At 33.5% G+C, this 16050-nt stretch carries 14 protein-coding genes; 4 read left to right on the top strand and 10 right to left on the bottom strand.

From position 1 onward, the window contains the following. Positions 1-3: 3 nt before the first annotated feature. The 7 genes from GQR94_RS00070 to GQR94_RS00040 form a co-directional block, all read right to left on the bottom strand. Entirely contained in the window at positions 4-2403 is a 2400-nt protein-coding gene (locus GQR94_RS00070; RefSeq protein ID WP_158973419.1) for a TonB-dependent receptor, read from the bottom strand. Between the two features lie 118 nt (positions 2404-2521). Beyond that, positions 2522-4741, bottom strand: coding sequence for an NADP-dependent isocitrate dehydrogenase (locus GQR94_RS00065; protein ID WP_158973418.1), 2220 nt, complete (start codon positions 4739-4741; stop codon positions 2522-2524). Positions 4742-5098: 357 nt separating this feature from the next. Further along, a complete protein-coding gene (rplS, locus tag GQR94_RS00060; RefSeq protein WP_158973417.1) occupies positions 5099-5449 on the bottom strand; it encodes a 50S ribosomal protein L19 in 351 nt (116 codons plus the stop codon). Between the two features lie 175 nt (positions 5450-5624). Beyond that, entirely contained in the window at positions 5625-6299 is a 675-nt protein-coding gene (gene trmD / locus GQR94_RS00055) for a tRNA (guanosine(37)-N1)-methyltransferase TrmD (protein ID WP_158973416.1), read from the bottom strand. Positions 6300-6375: 76 nt separating this feature from the next. Continuing rightward, positions 6376-7002, bottom strand: a complete 627-nt coding sequence (locus GQR94_RS00050; RefSeq protein WP_158973415.1) for a tRNA (guanine-N1)-methyltransferase — start codon at positions 7000-7002, stop codon at positions 6376-6378. A gap of 79 nt (positions 7003-7081) precedes the next feature. Then, positions 7082-8530, bottom strand: coding sequence for a glyceraldehyde-3-phosphate dehydrogenase (locus tag GQR94_RS00045; RefSeq protein ID WP_158973414.1), 1449 nt, complete (start codon positions 8528-8530; stop codon positions 7082-7084). Positions 8531-8654: 124 nt separating this feature from the next. Continuing rightward, positions 8655-10049, bottom strand: coding sequence for a S1C family serine protease (locus GQR94_RS00040; RefSeq protein WP_158973413.1), 1395 nt, complete (start codon positions 10047-10049; stop codon positions 8655-8657). A 130-nt stretch (positions 10050-10179) separates the two neighbouring features. Between GQR94_RS00040 and dapF the strand changes: the two genes are divergently transcribed. The 4 genes from dapF to GQR94_RS00020 all read left to right on the top strand — a co-directional run bounded on the left by dapF (position 10180) and on the right by GQR94_RS00020 (position 13302). Then, positions 10180-10956, top strand: coding sequence for a diaminopimelate epimerase (gene dapF, locus GQR94_RS00035; RefSeq protein WP_158973412.1), 777 nt, complete (start codon positions 10180-10182; stop codon positions 10954-10956). Then, positions 10949-11473 (top strand): GNAT family N-acetyltransferase, encoded by a 525-nt coding sequence (locus tag GQR94_RS00030; RefSeq protein WP_158973411.1) that lies wholly within the window; start codon positions 10949-10951, stop codon positions 11471-11473. The genes dapF and GQR94_RS00030 overlap by 8 nt, the downstream gene beginning before the upstream one ends. After that, positions 11473-12516 (top strand): endolytic transglycosylase MltG, encoded by a 1044-nt coding sequence (gene mltG, locus GQR94_RS00025; RefSeq protein WP_158973410.1) that lies wholly within the window; start codon positions 11473-11475, stop codon positions 12514-12516. The genes GQR94_RS00030 and mltG overlap by 1 nt, the downstream gene beginning before the upstream one ends. Positions 12517-12666: 150 nt before the next feature. Continuing rightward, positions 12667-13302, top strand: a complete 636-nt coding sequence (locus GQR94_RS00020) for a hypothetical protein (RefSeq protein ID WP_158973409.1) — start codon at positions 12667-12669, stop codon at positions 13300-13302. Positions 13303-13347: 45 nt separating this feature from the next. Here the strand turns inward: GQR94_RS00020 and GQR94_RS00015 are convergent, their stop codons facing one another. Genes GQR94_RS00015 through dnaA form a run of 3 tightly spaced genes read right to left on the bottom strand, consistent with a single transcriptional unit; the run spans position 13348 to position 15964 of the window. Next, complete coding sequence (locus GQR94_RS00015) at positions 13348-14064, bottom strand: SAM-dependent methyltransferase (protein ID WP_158973408.1); 717 nt, start codon at positions 14062-14064, stop codon at positions 13348-13350. A gap of 10 nt (positions 14065-14074) precedes the next feature. Next, a complete protein-coding gene (locus GQR94_RS00010) occupies positions 14075-14530 on the bottom strand; it encodes a low molecular weight protein-tyrosine-phosphatase (RefSeq protein WP_158973407.1) in 456 nt (151 codons plus the stop codon). A gap of 9 nt (positions 14531-14539) precedes the next feature. Then, on the bottom strand, positions 14540-15964 hold the full coding sequence (gene dnaA, locus GQR94_RS00005; RefSeq protein WP_158973406.1) for a chromosomal replication initiator protein DnaA: 1425 nt from the start codon (positions 15962-15964) through the stop codon (positions 14540-14542). Positions 15965-16050: the final 86 nt, after the last annotated feature.

Here is a 16050-nt window from a genome sequence, read left to right as displayed (position 1 = left end):
CGCTTAAAATTTAAAGTTATAAGTTACTGCAGGTACAATTCCGAATATAGAAGTTCTTACTGCTTCATTGACTCCCGTTTCATTATTGTTGCTAAAATTAATGGAAGCTGCGTTTTTACGATTATACACGTTATAAATACTAAAAACCCATTCCCCTTGTATTTTTCTGTTCTTATTTTTTGTGGGAGTTAAGGTCGCAGAAATATCTAGTCTGTTATAATTGGGAAGCCTTTCTGAGTTTCTCTGTCCATAATAAGGAACAGTTAGCCCTTGAAATTCAAACTGGCCTATAGGATAGTTCGTGGGTTGTCCGGTTTGAAATACGAAATTGGCATTGATATCCCATTTTTCATTAAGCTCATAACTCCCAAAAACAGAAACGTCATGGGTTTTATCATAAGGCGTATTATACCACTCTCCATTGTTAATACCTGTTTCTAATGGGCTAATCCCGTTTGTACTGGTTGCAACTCTACCTGGAGTATGTTGTTCTGATTTTGACAAGGTATACGACAGCCATCCTTGGAATTTCCCCACATTTTTTCGAAATAAAATTTCTAATCCATACGCTCTGGCCTCACCGTTTAGGATGACTTGTTCAATGGCATTGTTCGCAATTAAATTAGCACCATCTATATAGTCAATTCTATTTTTTATTTTTTTATAATAAACTTCCGTTTCAAGGGAATAGTCCCCATTTTTTAAATTTCTAAAATAACCCAAGGCATATTGATCTAATAATTGAGGTTTTATAAAAGAGCCACTTGGTGTCCATACATCTAATGGAGTAGGTGAGTTGGTATTTGACAATAGATGTAAATATTGTGCTAATCTTGTGTAGCTAGATTTAATAGAATTATCATCATTCAGCTTATAAGACATTGATATTCTTGGTTCAAGATTCGTAAACGTTTTTAGGGATGTCTTTCTTCCAACTGTATTTGTTGCAATAGGGTCTGCTTTTTCGTAAATTAAAAGGTCTGAATTAAAATCTAGAGGGTTATTGTTGGCATAAACATTTATTTCCTCTTGTCCTAACCTATTAAAATTACTAAGTCTTAACCCATATTCTACACTTAATTTATCTGTAATATCATGCTCTATATCTATATAGGCCGCAAATTCATTGGCATATTTCTGAATAAGTTGTTCTTCTACAATCCCGGAATCTTCACTACTCGGTACAATTTTTCCAGGGTTAAATTGATAATAAATATTATTTATACCGTAATTAATTTGAAGGTTATTTTTCACGTAATGTTTAAGATCGTACTTTAAATTAAAATTCTGAATACCTGAATTCCATTCAAATCCGACAAAATCTAATTTTAAACCATAGTAGTAGTCGGAATAGATTAATGATAAATTAGAAAATAGCTTATCGGAAAAGAGATGATTCCATCTCAGATTACCCACGGTATTACCGTACGTGTTTACGAAACTATCACTGATGCTAAAAACATCCCTTCCAAAGTACCCTGATAAGAAAATATTGTTGCGGTCATTTAGTTTAAAATTCAATTTTGTATTTAAATCATAGAAATAAGCCTTATTATCTATATCAAAAAGAGGTAAAAATAAATGTGCGTAAGAAGATCTACCTCCTATAAGAAATGCAGCTTTATCTTTTATTATAGGGCCTTCTAGGAGTAGTCTACTAGCGACTAATCCAATACCTCCATTTACTTTGAACGCTTTACTATTGCCTTCCTTTTGAAATATTTCTAAAACGGAAGATACACGTCCACCGTAGCGCGATGGAATTCCCCCTTTAAAAAGTTTAATGTCTTTTATTGCATCTGGATTAAAAACAGAGAAAAAACCGAAAAGATGTGATGAATTAAAAATTGTAGCTTCATCTAAAAGAATTAGATTTTGATCAGCAGAACCACCTCTAACATTGAAACCAGAAGAACCTTCACCTGCGTTACTAACTCCAGGAAGTAAAACAATGGCTTTAAGAACATCAGATTCACCTAAAACGACGGGTATTTTTTTTATGGTTTTAACCGCTAAATTACTCACGCTCATTTGAGGAGTACGAAGATCTGTTTTTTCAACATTTTCTACTACAACAATTTCTTGCAATTGCTCTGCAGACTCCTCTAATTGGAGATTAAGCTTTGTGTTTTGGTTTAAAACGATGGTTTTGTTTAAGGTTTGGTAGCCTAAATAGCTAATTTCGAGAGTATATTCTCCTGCAGGTAGCGATAGGGAATAGAACCCGTATTCATTAGTGGTTACTCCTGTCGCTAATTGAGGAACGGCAATAGTAACACCAATTAAAGTCTCATTACTTTTCGTTTCACTGATACTCCCACTAATGGAAAATTTTTCTTGAGATATTCCAGAGAATGAAATGAGCGCTACTAGAAATAAGAGTAAATAGTTAATTTGATTCATTGATTGCAATTTTTAGTAAAAATACTAGAATTGAATCTTTTTACACTAGGAATATTTGTTAATAAAAAAAGCCATCTTTAGAATTAAAGATGGCTTTTAAGGTAGATTTTAGCTGAAATTATAATGCAGCTAGAATCGTATTAAATGTTTCACTTGGGCGCATTGCTTTAGCAATTAAAGCATCGTCTCCTTTGTAATAACCATTAATTTCTACTTTATGACCTTGAGCGTTATTTAGCTCTTGAATAATTTTTGCTTCATTACTTTTCAAAGCATTCGATATTGGTGTAAACTCAGCTTTTAGCTCCGCATTTTTATCTTGTTTCGCTAACTCTTCTGCCCAATATAATGTTAAGTAGAAATGACTGCCTCTATTGTCTAGTTCACCTACTTTTCTAGAAGGCGATTTATCGTTATCTAGGAATTTTTCAGTAGCGGCATCTAATGCATCAGCTAAAACCAAAGCTTTTTCATTAGAATACTTTTCGCTGTAATGTTCTAAAGATACTCCTAGGGCTAGAAATTCTCCAAGAGAATCCCATCTTAAATGTCCTTCTTCTAAAAATTGTTCTACATGCTTTGGAGCAGAACCACCAGCACCAGTTTCAAATAAACCTCCTCCGTTCATTAAAGGAACTATAGAAAGCATTTTTGCACTTGTACCAACTTCTAAAATTGGAAATAAATCTGTTAAATAATCACGTAAAACGTTACCAGAAACAGAAATGGTATCTTCTCCTTTAATAATTCTTTCAAGAGTTGCTTGGGTAGCATCTTCTGGAGAAAGAATTCTTATATCTAAACCTTTGGTGTCGTAATTAGGTAGGTAAGTATTTACCTTTTTAATTAATTCAGCATCGTGAGCACGGTTTTCGTCCAACCAGAAAATAGTAGGTAATTGCGATGCTCTTGCTCTAGAAACAGCAAGTTTTATCCAATCTTGAATAGGAGCATCTTTAACTTGACACATTCTAAAAATATCACCCTCTTCAACATCGTGAGAAAGTAATACTTCATTAGAATTTAAATCAAGAATGTTTACTTTGCCTTTTGCACTTATTTCAAATGTTTTGTCGTGAGATCCGTATTCTTCTGCTTTTTGAGCCATAAGACCAACATTAGGAACAGTTCCCATTGTAGTAGGATCAAAAGCGCCATGTTTTTTACAGAAATCTATGGTTACTTGGTATATGCCAGCGTAACTACTATCTGGAATTATTGCTTTGGTATCTTGTGCTTTTCCATTTTTATCCCACATTTTACCAGAATTTCTGATCATAGCAGGCATAGAAGCATCAACAATAACATCGCTAGGTACATGAAGGTTGGTAATTCCTTTATCAGAATTTACCATAGCTAAATCAGGTCCGTTTGCTATTGTGTTTTCTATAGCAGAAAGAATTTCCTTATGCTTAGCTTCAGGTAGGCTATTTAGCTTATTTAAAAGGCTCTCTAAGCCGTTGTTCGCACTAACTCCTAATTCCTTAAAAGTATCAGCATACTTAGAGAATACAGCTTCGAAATAAGTTTCTACAACGTGACCAAATATAATTGGGTCAGATACTTTCATCATGGTGGCTTTTAAATGCACCGATAAAAGAACTCCTTTTTCTTTAGCGTCTTTAATTTCCTTTTTTAAGAAGTTAATTAATGCTGTTTTACCTAATACCGTAGCATCAATAATTTCACCTTCAAGAAGGCCTAAGTTTTCTTTTAATATAGATTTTGTACCATCGGCTGCTATAAATTCTATATTTATTTTAGTCGCTTTAGGAAGAGTTAATGACTTTTCATTTGTTTTGAAGTCATTTTCCCCCATAGTAGCTACTTGAGTTTTAGAATCTGAACTCCAAGGACCCATTGAATGTGGATTTTTCTTGGCGTAATTTTTTACCGCTCTAGGAGCTCTACGATCAGAGTTTCCTTCGCGTAATATTGGGTTTACAGCACTCCCTTTAATCTTGTCATAACGAGACTTTACATCTTTATCTTCTTCTGACTTAATTTCATCTGGATAATTTGGTAACGCATATCCTTTTTCTTGTAATTCAGTGATTGCCTCTTTTAGTTGAGGAACAGAAGCGCTAATATTTGGAAGCTTAATAATATTGGCATCTGGGCTCTTTACCAGTGCCCCTAATTCTTTTAAATCATCGGCAATACGTTGATCTTCTTTAAGAAAATCAGGGAAGGTTGCAATGATTCTTCCAGCTAAAGAAATATCTTTAGTCTCTATCTTTATTCCTGATGTTTTTGTAAATGCTTTAACTATTGGTAAGAAGGACTGAGTTGCCAAAGCTGGAGCTTCGTCAGTCTTAGTATAAATTATTTTTGGCATTATTGCAGTTTATTTGAATTAAGCGGTGCGAATATACGATATTTTCATGTTTTACCTTGGGTAGATTTAAGGATAATATGATGTAATATGTACTAAAATGTTATTTTTTTTTGTTATCAAAACGATAAAAGCCATATCACTGCATTTAGCATTTGATATGGCTTTTTTGGAATAGTTTACAAATCTTTTTGTCTTGTCTATTTACAAAACGGCAACCCTTGATTGCATTTGCTTCACTATTTATACTATGAAAATAGGTTTTTTATTTCAGTTTTCCAAATTCAGAAAACTTTTTTATACTTTTTGGGTGTAAAAAAACCCGCTAAAAGCGGGTTTCTATAGTATTTAGGTCTTAAATTAAGAACGAATTTCTTTAATTCTTGCTTTCTTACCAGTAAGTCCTCTGAAGTAAAAGATACGAGATCTTCTAACTTTACCTCTTTTGTTAACTTCTACTTTTTGTAATGCAGGCAAGTTAATAGGGAAGATACGTTCAACTCCTACTGTTCCAGACATTTTTCTAATGGTAAAAGTTTCTGATGATCCAGAACCTCTTCTTTGTATTACAACACCTCTAAAAAACTGAGTACGTGTCTTTTCACCTTCCTTAATTTCATAGTATACGGTAATTGTATCACCTGCTGAGAAATTAGGAAATTCTTTTTTAGTTACAAATTCGTCTTGAACAAATTTTAATAATGCTTCCATCGTATTGATTTACTGTTTGTTATAAAGCAACATTCACGATTTTCGTCAGAGGTTGATTTATTGGATTGCAAAAGTAGTAAAATATTGATAAGTGACAATATTTCAATCTTGTTTATTTTAAAAAAATCACTTATTTTTTTTAAACCTTTAATCTGGTTTTAGAAGACATGAGTTTTTATTTCAATAAATCAGGTCTAAGCTTTTCAGTGCGCTCGTAAGCTTTATCTTCTCTCCACTTTTCTATTTTAGGAAAATTTCCGCTTAAAAGAATTTCAGGAACATGCATTCCTTTATATTCTGCAGGTCTGGTATAGACAGGAGGAGCTAATAAATCATCTTGAAAGGTATCTGTTAAGGCGGAAGTTTCATTACTTAATACTCCGGGGATTAAGCGAATAATGGTATCACAGAAAACAGCTGCTCCTAATTCCCCTCCGGATAAAACATAATCTCCTATAGATATTTCTTTAGTAATATACGCGTCGCGAACCCTTTGGTCTACGCCTTTATAATGGCCACAGAGAATAATAATATTTTCTAAGAGCGACATGCTATTTGCTACTTTCTGATTTAACGTCTTGCCATCAGGAGTCATATAAATAACTTCATCGTACGTTCTTTGCTCTTTCAATGCAGCGATGCACTTGTCTATAGGCTCAATCATCATAACCATACCTGCGCCACCACCAAATTGATAATCATCAATTTGGTTGTAGCTTAAATTGGTATAATCTCTAAGGTTATGCATGTGTACTTCTACAATACCTTTTTCAATAGCTCTTTTTAGAATACTAGCTTCAAAAGGACTTTTGAGTAATTCCGGTAGAACTGTTATAATATCAATACGCATGTTGTTCTAATTTAACAGACAAAAATACGATTGCCTGTTTGAATTTAAGAAATTGAATTAAAAATAAAAAGGCTGTTTATTTACCCTTTTTATTTTTATTAATCTCGTCTTGGTATTGTCTGCTAATTTTTTGCTCTCTCTCTAAAGCTCTACGTCTATGTTCCTCATATTCTACTTCAAGCTCAGATAAGTTTGTCTTCGCTTCTTGAGTAAGAATATTACTATTTCTAAATTTATAGATAAAAAATAATAAAAATAGGAGAAGAGCTGCAATTAGCGTCCATAAGATAACATTATAAGTAGCCTTTGCGATTAAAATACCTAGAATGGACATACTATCTTTTTCTTCCGTTACAGAAGATAGATTGTTTGTTGTTTCAGATAGTTTTTCGTTTAAAGATTTAATGTCTTTTTCATTATCTACAATAACTTTATTTAGTTCTGTAGTTCTCTTGTTAATTAAATTAAGAGTGTCAATAACATTTTGCTTTAGCTTTTCTAAGCTCGTAATCTTTACTACTTCGTAATACACGCCATCTGCTCTGTAATTTCCAGATTTTTTAGCTAAGTAATCAAACTGCCCATGTATTGAACCTGATTCTAATGACGCGTCTTCTTCGGTGTCGTCTTGTGATTCTTGAGCAAAATGTAAGTTAACCGATAACAGTGCTAAGGTTACAAGTAATAATCTAATGTTTTTCATCTAGTAAGTGTTCTTAATAATTATTTAATGATTTAGAGAAGCGCTAAATTACTTCATTAATATTAGAAAGGAAAAAAAATTAGTAATAAGTAAAGCGTCTAACCTTAGAAATATACTTAGCGAGCCTAATTACTTGGTGCGAATACCCGTATTCATTATCATACCAAATATAAAGAACAATGTTTTTTCCGTCTTCGGAAACAATAGTAGCTTTGCTATCATATATAGATGGGGCAGAAGTACCTACAATGTCAGAGGAAACCAATTCGTTGTTAAAAGAATATTTAATTTGCTCCACCAAATCGCCTTGAAGAGCATATTTTTTCATAATCGTATTTATCGCTTCTTTTGATGTTTTAGTAGCTATCTCTAAATTTAAAATAGCCAATGATCCATTTGGAACGGGAACGCGAATAGCATTAGAGGTTAATTTTCCAACTAAACTAGGTAAGGCTTTGGTAACAGCTTTACCTGCTCCAGTTTCAGTAATCACCATATTTAGGGTAGCAGCTCTACCACGACGGTATTTATTGTGCATATTATCCACTAAATTTTGGTCGTTTGTAAACGCATGAATTGTTTCAATATGACCTTTGATAACGCCTAAAGAATCTTCAATGACTTTTAATACTGGGGTAATAGCATTCGTGGTACACGAGGCAGCGGAGAATATTTTATTTGTTTTAGGGTCAAATTCTTTATGGTTAACTCCATGAACAATATTCGGTATTCCTTGTCCGGGTGCCGTTAATAATACTTTTGCAGCTCCTTTAGCTTTTAAATGTCTTGACAAGGCAACTTTATCTCTGAATGCTCCTGTGTTGTCTATAACCAAGGCATTTATAATTCCATAGGCAGTGTAATCAATGTCTTCTGGTTTGTCTGCATTAATAATATGAACTGTAGTACCATTTATAATCAAAGCATTATTTTCAACGTCAATATCTACAGTGCCGTTAAATTCGCCATGAATAGAATCTATACGAAGTAAGCTTGCTCTTTTTTCTAATACATCTTTGTTGATAGCACCCCGAATCACAATAGCTCTCAATCGCATTTGATTGCCTTTTCCTGTTTTTGCCATTAATTCTCTAGCGACAAGACGACCAATTCTACCAAAACCATACAGCACTACGTCCTTTGGCTTTATTACTTCCGCTATTTCTGCATCTTTGAGCCTGTTAAAAACAAAAGCTTTTACATGTTCTTCGTCATCATTGTTTGCGTGGTATTCATACGTAAGTTTACCAATATCTAGTTTAGAAGGAGGTAATTTCATATCATTAATAGCTCTCAGTATTTCTACAGAATCAAATATCGAGATTGGTTTTTGAACAAATTCACAGGCATATTGATGAAGGTTGATAATGTCACTAACATTTTTATCAATTACTTGATTTTTAAATAAAACGACCTCAATAGATTTATCATACCATAAGTCGCTTACAATTTTTATAAACTCTGTAGTGGCCTTTCGCCTATCTGCTTGAAAAGCAAGTTCTTTCTCGTAAGATTTAATTTTGTCCATCAGTTATTTTTAAGTTGAGTTGTTAAAAATTTCTGCAAAAATAGAGAATTCAAACGTTTTCGTAACAATTTGTGTTAATAAAAAATGCTCCACTAGGGAGCATTTTTTATTAATTGTTTAAACGTTATTGAAGAATAATACGTTCTTTTTCACCCTTTTTATTCAACATAGTGATGCTTGTACTATGGTATTTAGTGATTTTTCCAAACAAAACTTTGGCGTCTTTAATGTCATTTATCTCTTCATCGCCAACGGCAAGTAATACTTTGCCGTCTAAGCCATATCCTTCATAGCGTTCGGAAACTCCTACAATTTTGACTCCTTTTTTAGTTCTAAAATCCTTGCGATCTTTCTCATTCAAGTTTTTTACTTCTAAATCCATTATAGGTAGGATAATCGTTTGACGCTCTTTTAATAAAACAGGAATTGTTAATAATTCTCCTTCTCGTTCTATGGTTACTTGCACTTCATCCCCAGGTCTTTTTGTAGCAAGGTATCCATTAAGTTGTGGGAAATTTTTTATTTTAACCTCGTCTATTTGCTTGATGATATCTCCTCGTTCTAGGTTTGCATCTGCCGCACCAGAATCTTCTTCTACGCCATCGATAAAAATTCCAGTCAATTCATTTAAGCCTTTTTCTAAAGCATATGGTGTATTTAATGAAGGTGTCTTAATACCTAAAATGCCTTTTTGAACATTTCCGTATTCTAAAATATCATCAATCACTTTTTTAGCTATATTACTAGGTACGGCAAAAGAATACCCTACATATGATCCTGTTTGAGAGCTTATAGCGGTATTAATTCCTATTAAATCGCCATTCGTATTTACTAACGCACCACCACTATTTCCAGGGTTAACCGCAGCATCTGTTTGAAGAAAAGATTGGTTGCTTCCGCCTAGTGATCTTGCTTTTGCGCTCACAATACCTGCAGTCACCGTTGATGTTAAATTAAAAGGGTTACCAACAGCCAATACCCATTCTCCAATTTTAGCATTATCAGAATCACCAAACGCTAAATAAGGCAATTTGTGATCCGTATCTACTTTAATTAAAGCAATATCAGAATTAGGGTCTGTTCCAATTAACTCGGCTTGATACGTGGTGTTGTCATTTAAGGTAATCTGGAGTTGCGATGCACCGTCAATAACATGGTTGTTAGTGACAATATATCCATCAGGTGAGATAATTACTCCAGAACCAGCACCTCTAACCTGAGGTCTTGAATCTGTTTCATATCCATATAAAAACTCCATGATATTCTTTGGACCATTATTTATAGCTACATTTTTAACGTGAACAACGGCATTGACAGTCCTTTCAGCGGCAGAAGTAAAATCTACCTCATTAATACCTGCGCCTCTAGCACTCGTAGGTGTATAACTAGCTGTGGTATAAGGTGTGGCTCCTGAATCTGTGAAAATATAAGCGTTTTGTTCAAAAAAAAGTTTGTATGCTCCTAACGTAATAGCTCCTGCAAACACAGAAACCAATAATAAATTCGCAATATTCTTCATAATCAATTTACATTTTAACTTTTGTACTACAAAATTAACAGTTTAATACACATCATTTTTCTGTTTAACGTTGTTTTAACTGCTAAAATTCCCTTAATAAAATGCTACCTTTGTGCTATAAACGCAAAAGATGAAACTTACATTTTATAAATTTCAAGGTACGGGAAATGATTTTGTAATGGTTGATAACCGTCAAAATATATTTGATAAAGAGAATTCCAGCCTTATTGCGTTCTTGTGTGATCGAAGATTTGGGGTAGGTGCAGATGGTCTTATACTATTGGAAAATGAGGACGGATTAGATTTTAAAATGGTTTATTTTAATTCTGATGGAAATGAAAGTACCATGTGTGGAAATGGAGGAAGATGTTTGGTGGCTTTCGCTAAATATTTGGATATTATAAAAGATTCCGCTTCTTTTAATGCCATTGATGGTTTGCATAAAGCATCTATTAAGGAAGGGTTAGTTAGTTTGCAAATGAAAGATGTAGCGGAAATTAAAGAGAAGCCTAATGCGGTTTTCTTAGATACTGGCTCTCCTCATCATGTTCAGATGGTAGCTAATTTAAAAGATTTTCAAGTAAAAAAAGAAGGAGCTCGCTTGCGTTATGGCGTATATGGAGAGAAGGGGAGTAATATCAATTTTGTAGAACAGATAGATGCTACTAATTTCTCGGTGAGAACTTATGAAAGAGGTGTGGAAGATGAGACGTTATCTTGTGGTACAGGTGTAACAGCAGCTGCAATAGCAATGCATAAAACAGGGAAAACAACGAGCAATGAAATATTTGTCAAAGCGCTAGGCGGAAATTTAACAATTAAATTTGATGTAAATGCTGATGTGTATTCTAATGTTTTTTTAACCGGACCCGCAAAATTTGTATTCAAAGGCGAAATAGATGTATAGTCTAAAAGGAGAAAAAGTTTACTTAAGAGCATTAGAACCTTCAGATCTGGATTTTCTGTACCAATTAGAAAATACTACGGCGGTTTGGGAGGTTAGTGGTACTACTGCGCCCTATTCTAGACAGGTTTTAGAGATGTACCTTGATAATGTGCATCGCGACATTTATGAAGTAAAACAATTGCGTTTGTGTATTTGTTCTCTTGATGATACGGTTGTTGGTTTAATAGATTTGTTTGATTTTGATCCTAAAAATCGCAAAGCTGGAATAGGTGTTGTAATAGCTTCAGAAGAACGTCGGAATAATGGGTTTGGGGCAGAGGCTCTAGAACTACTTTGTGGATATTCGCGTATAACTTTAGAGATGCATCAAGTGTATTGCAATATTCTAGAGGATAATCATGCGAGCATACATCTTTTCGAAAAGTTAGGTTTTGAAAAAATAGGTACTAAAAAAGATTGGATTTTATCCGAAGGAAAATTTAAAAACGAAATTCTTTATCAAAAAATTTTTAATTAATGTATTTGAAAAAAATAATTCTAGCAATTTTAATAATTGGACTAATCATCGGAGGTGTTTTTGTATACATGGTGTATGGCGCTTTCTTTACTCCTAATACCGCATTTAATAACGATCAAGCTTATGTATATATCCCTTCAGATGCAAATTTTACAACTGTAGAAGAAGTGTTAACCCCATTATTAAAAGATTTCGCTTCTTTTGAGTCTGCAGCGCAGAAAAAAGGATACGCATCTCATGTAAGACCGGGTAAGTATGCCATTTCAAAGGGGATGAATAATAATGAGATCATTAATACGCTAAGGAGTAAGAATTTACCTGTAAAGTTAGCTTTTAATAACCAAGAAACTCTTGAAGATTTAGCAGGTAGGGTTGCTACTCAGATAGAAGCGGATAGTTTGTCTTTGTTAAATGCATTTAATGATGCTGATTTTTTAAAAGAAAATGGATTTAATGAGCAGACAAAATTAGTGATGTATATACCTAATAGCTATGAGTTTTTCTGGAATACTTCAGCAGAAAAATTTAGAGACAGAATGTTTACGGAATATAAGAGGTTCTGGAATGATGCTAGAACAGCTAAAGCAAAGGCCATGAATTTAACGCCTATTCAAGTTTCTACGTTGGCATCAGTAGTGCATAAAGAAACAGCGAAAGTAGATGAGCGCCCTAGAGTAGCGGGGGTGTATTTAAATAGACTGCGTGACGGAATACTTTTGCAAGCAGATCCAACCGTTATTTATGCGCTAAAATTGCATACGGGAGATTTTGATCAAATAATTAAGAGAGTATTGTATCGTGACTTGGAACTAGATTCGCCTTACAATACCTATAAATATGCGGGATTACCTCCGGGGCCAATTGCAATGCCAGATATCACGGCTATTGATGCTGTTTTAAACCCAGAAGAACATAATTACTACTATTTTGTGGCCAACGTCGAAAATTTTGGATATCATAAGTTCGCAAAAACGCTTGCGCAACACAACCAAAATAAAGAACAGTACGTCCGATGGATAAATAGCCAAAATATAAAAAGATAGGTCAAACGTCTGATTTTAACGTCACTTTATCTAAATGAGGTAATTTTTATGATTTCTACAACAATAAAATATTCTGTATAGCGGTACATTTGCCCCGCGAATTTAAGCAAGCTACTTTTTTGTTGCTGTAAGTCTTAAGAAAACAGATATATGAGAAAGTGGATCAGCATAAGTTGTCCCCTTGCCATTACATTTATTTTAATTAGTTTCGGATTCAAAAATAAACCAGTATTGGTTCCGGATAGCCTTAAAGTAAATAAACCTACGTTAGTTTCGTTTCCCCAAAATGAAACTTTTAATGCAAAATTTTTATTAACACCTCCGTATGTAGGTAGCTCCTATATCGGTTTTAAAGAAGCTTTAGCTTTTAAAGAATCAAGAGGTAGATACGGAATTATTAATTCTTTAGGGTATTTAGGTAAATATCAATTTGGTGCAAGTACTCTTGAATTGGTCGGTATTTATAATGTGGACCGATTTTTATCAAATCCAGAGCTTCAAGAAGAAGCTTTTATGAAGAATATTGCTCGTAATAAATGGATTTTGAGAAAAGACATCGAGCGATTTTCGGGAATTAAAATCGGAAATTCTAATGTAACTGAGTCTGGTATTATTGCAGCAGCTCATTTAGCAGGTCCAGGTAATGTAAAAAAGTATTTACGTTCTTATGGTGCTTATGATGTTTTTGATGATTATGGAACGAATATAGCTCGTTACATAAATTTGTTCTCAGGATATGATATTTCTATCATCAAACCCCAGAGAAATGCTAGAATTTTAAAATAAAAAAGATATAAAAAAAGCCCTTGTAAATTTTTACAAGGGCTTTTTTTATGCTTGAATGATAAATATTGTAGGTCTCTTATGTAAATCAATATTCTCTGTAGTCCAATCTTTTGCTGTTTTTGTAGCAATTAGTTCTGTTGGTAGTGTTATGTCGCAGGCGACACAAATTTTTGTAAATGGATGTACCGTTTTAATTAACTCCGCCAGAAGCTTATCATTTCTATAAGGTGTTTCAATAAATATTTGTGACTGATCTGCGTCCTTTGATAGTCGCTCTAATCGCTTAATTGTACTTTTTCGATCACTGTTATCAATAGGAAGGTATCCGTTAAAAGCAAAATTTTGACCATTAAATCCGCTTGCCATAAGGGCTAAAAGAATTGATGATGGTCCGACTAACGGAATAACACGGATGTTTTTTTCGTGAGCAATACGTACCACATCTGCTCCTGGATCTGCAATACCTGGGCAGCCAGCTTCAGATATAATCCCAACATCTTTGCCTTCTAAGCAAGGTTGAAGAAAGGTGGGTATCATCTCTGGTTCTGTGAATTTATTAAGAGATTCTAAAACTAAATCTCCTTGTGATTTTTTGGAACTAATTTTTTTTATAAACCTTCGTGCGGTTTTTTCATTTTCTACAATGTAGTAATTGATATTTTCAATGGCTTGTTTTACGGATAGGGGTAATACTTCTAAAGGTTCATTCTCGCCTAATGTAGTAGGAATTAAGTATAATTTACCAAATTTTGTATTATCCATAGGAAACGGTTTATTTAGAATTCAATTTTTCAGCAACAATGGTGCAAGCACTATCAATTAACTGAAAAACATGTTCGAAGCCATTATCATCCCAATAGGGGTCCGGAACTTCATTGTTGTCAAGATTTAATTCACTTAAAAGTAATTTGACTTTTAATTTTTCTTCTTGATTGGTAGCTAGTGCAATGATATTTTGATAGTTTTTAGCATCCATCACATAGATGTAATCAAATGCCGAAAAATCTTCTTTCTTAAATTGTCTGCACTTTTGATTAGAAATATCTATACCGTGTTTTTTAGCAACAGCAATAGAGCGAATATCTGGTGGATTGCCAATATGATAATCTCCCGTTCCAGCAGAATCTACATAGAAAGAAGCTGTGTTTAGCTTGTCCTGCAAGATACCTTCGGCTAATGGCGACCTACAGATGTTTCCGAGGCATACCATTAGAATATTCGTTTTCATAAATAGTAATTAAGAAAATTTCTTAGTAAGATCGTCTATGTATTTACGAAATTGTTTATCGGTTTCGGCAAGATTATCCACAGTTTTACAGGCGTGTAAAACAGTTGCGTGATCTCTTTTCCCTATTTGTGAACCAATACTAGCTAATGATGCTTTTGTAAATTTCTTAGCAAAGAACATCGCTAACTGTCTCGCTTGTACAATATGACGCTTTCTTGTTTTAGATTGTAAGGTTGCAACATCCATTTCAAAATAGTCAGAAACTACTTTCTGGATGTAATCTATAGAAACTTCACGTTTTGTGTTCTTAACAAATTTTTCAACAACTTGTTGCGCTAAATCTAAAGTAACTTCTTTTTTATTGAAAGAAGACTGAGCAATTAATGAAATAATAGCACCTTCTAATTCGCGAATATTTGTTTTGATATGCTTTGCAACGTATTCTATAATATCATCAGGCATTTCAACACCATCACGATATAATTTATTTTTTAAGATAGAAATTCTAGTCTCGTAATCTGGGTTCTGCAATTCAGCGGATAGTCCCCATTTAAATCGAGATAACAAGCGTTGTTCAATATCTTGCATATCTACAGGAGCTTTATCTGATGTTAAGATAACCTGTTTTCCATTTTGATGTAAATGGTTGAATATATGAAAGAAAACATCTTGTGTTCCTGATTTTCCTGATAAGAATTGTACGTCATCAATAATTAATACATCTATCAACTGATAAAAATGTATAAAATCGTTTCTTGTATTTTTCTTTACAGATTCTATATATTGTTGCGTAAATTTTTCAGCAGAGATATATAGAACAGTACGTTCTGGGTACTTGTCTTTTATTTCAACACCAATAGCGTGTGCTAAGTGTGTTTTTCCTAAACCAACACCACCAAAAATTAATAGTGGATTAAAAGAAGTTCCTCCTGGTTTATTTGCTACAGCCATACCAGCAGAACGCGCTAAACGGTTTGAATCTCCTTCTAAAAAGTTTTCGAAATTATAATTTGGATTAAGTTGTGACTCTATCTTGATATTTCTAATCCCAGGAATTATAAATGGATTTTTTAATTGTGGGTTTTTAGATTTGATAGCAACATCTAATTCTTGTGCAGGAACGGTGCTTCTATTTGAACTTGGAATTTTCTCGGTAAAAGGTTCTCTGTTACCGTATGTATTTTCCATTTTTATAATGTAAACTAATTTAGCGCTTTCACCAAGCTCTTTGGTTAGCGATACCTTTAAAAGTTTTACATAATGCTCCTCGAGCCATTCGTAGAAAAATTTACTTGGTACTTGAATACTTAATGCCTTATCCGTTAACTTGACAGGCTTTATAGGTTCAAACCATGTTTTGAATGCCTGCGGTTGAATGTTGTCCTTGATAAAGTCCAAACAATTGTTCCATACGGAAATAGCAGTAACACTCATTTTTTAAATTATTCTTAAATATTGGTTAGTAATAAAATAGATTTTCTAAACTGAAATTTGCGAAAAAACCCTTCGCTTAATCGGAT

Origin of the sequence: Cellulophaga sp. L1A9 (assembly GCF_009797025.1) — a bacterium.
Classification (GTDB): Bacteria; Bacteroidota; Bacteroidia; order Flavobacteriales; family Flavobacteriaceae; genus Cellulophaga.
The sequence above is the reverse complement of the archived record's forward strand: the minus strand, read 5'-3'. Positions and strand labels throughout refer to the sequence as shown.

Coding starts and splice junctions, on each gene's coding strand:
- GQR94_RS00015 (WP_158973408.1), bottom strand. CDS start 14,064: ATGGATAATACAAAATTTGGTAAATTATACTTAATTCCTACTACATTA.
- dapF (WP_158973412.1), top strand. CDS start 10,180: ATGAAACTTACATTTTATAAATTTCAAGGTACGGGAAATGATTTTGTA.
- GQR94_RS00030 (WP_158973411.1), top strand. CDS start 10,949: ATGTATAGTCTAAAAGGAGAAAAAGTTTACTTAAGAGCATTAGAACCT.
- rplS (WP_158973417.1), bottom strand. CDS start 5,449: ATGGAAGCATTATTAAAATTTGTTCAAGACGAATTTGTAACTAAAAAA.
- GQR94_RS00010 (WP_158973407.1), bottom strand. CDS start 14,530: ATGAAAACGAATATTCTAATGGTATGCCTCGGAAACATCTGTAGGTCG.
- GQR94_RS00070 (WP_158973419.1), bottom strand. CDS start 2,403: ATGAATCAAATTAACTATTTACTCTTATTTCTAGTAGCGCTCATTTCA.
- dnaA (WP_158973406.1), bottom strand. CDS start 15,964: ATGAGTGTTACTGCTATTTCCGTATGGAACAATTGTTTGGACTTTATC.
- mltG (WP_158973410.1), top strand. CDS start 11,473: ATGTATTTGAAAAAAATAATTCTAGCAATTTTAATAATTGGACTAATC.
- GQR94_RS00045 (WP_158973414.1), bottom strand. CDS start 8,530: ATGGACAAAATTAAATCTTACGAGAAAGAACTTGCTTTTCAAGCAGAT.
- GQR94_RS00040 (WP_158973413.1), bottom strand. CDS start 10,049: ATGAAGAATATTGCGAATTTATTATTGGTTTCTGTGTTTGCAGGAGCT.
- GQR94_RS00050 (WP_158973415.1), bottom strand. CDS start 7,002: ATGAAAAACATTAGATTATTACTTGTAACCTTAGCACTGTTATCGGTT.
- GQR94_RS00020 (WP_158973409.1), top strand. CDS start 12,667: ATGAGAAAGTGGATCAGCATAAGTTGTCCCCTTGCCATTACATTTATT.
- GQR94_RS00065 (WP_158973418.1), bottom strand. CDS start 4,741: ATGCCAAAAATAATTTATACTAAGACTGACGAAGCTCCAGCTTTGGCA.
- trmD (WP_158973416.1), bottom strand. CDS start 6,299: ATGCGTATTGATATTATAACAGTTCTACCGGAATTACTCAAAAGTCCT.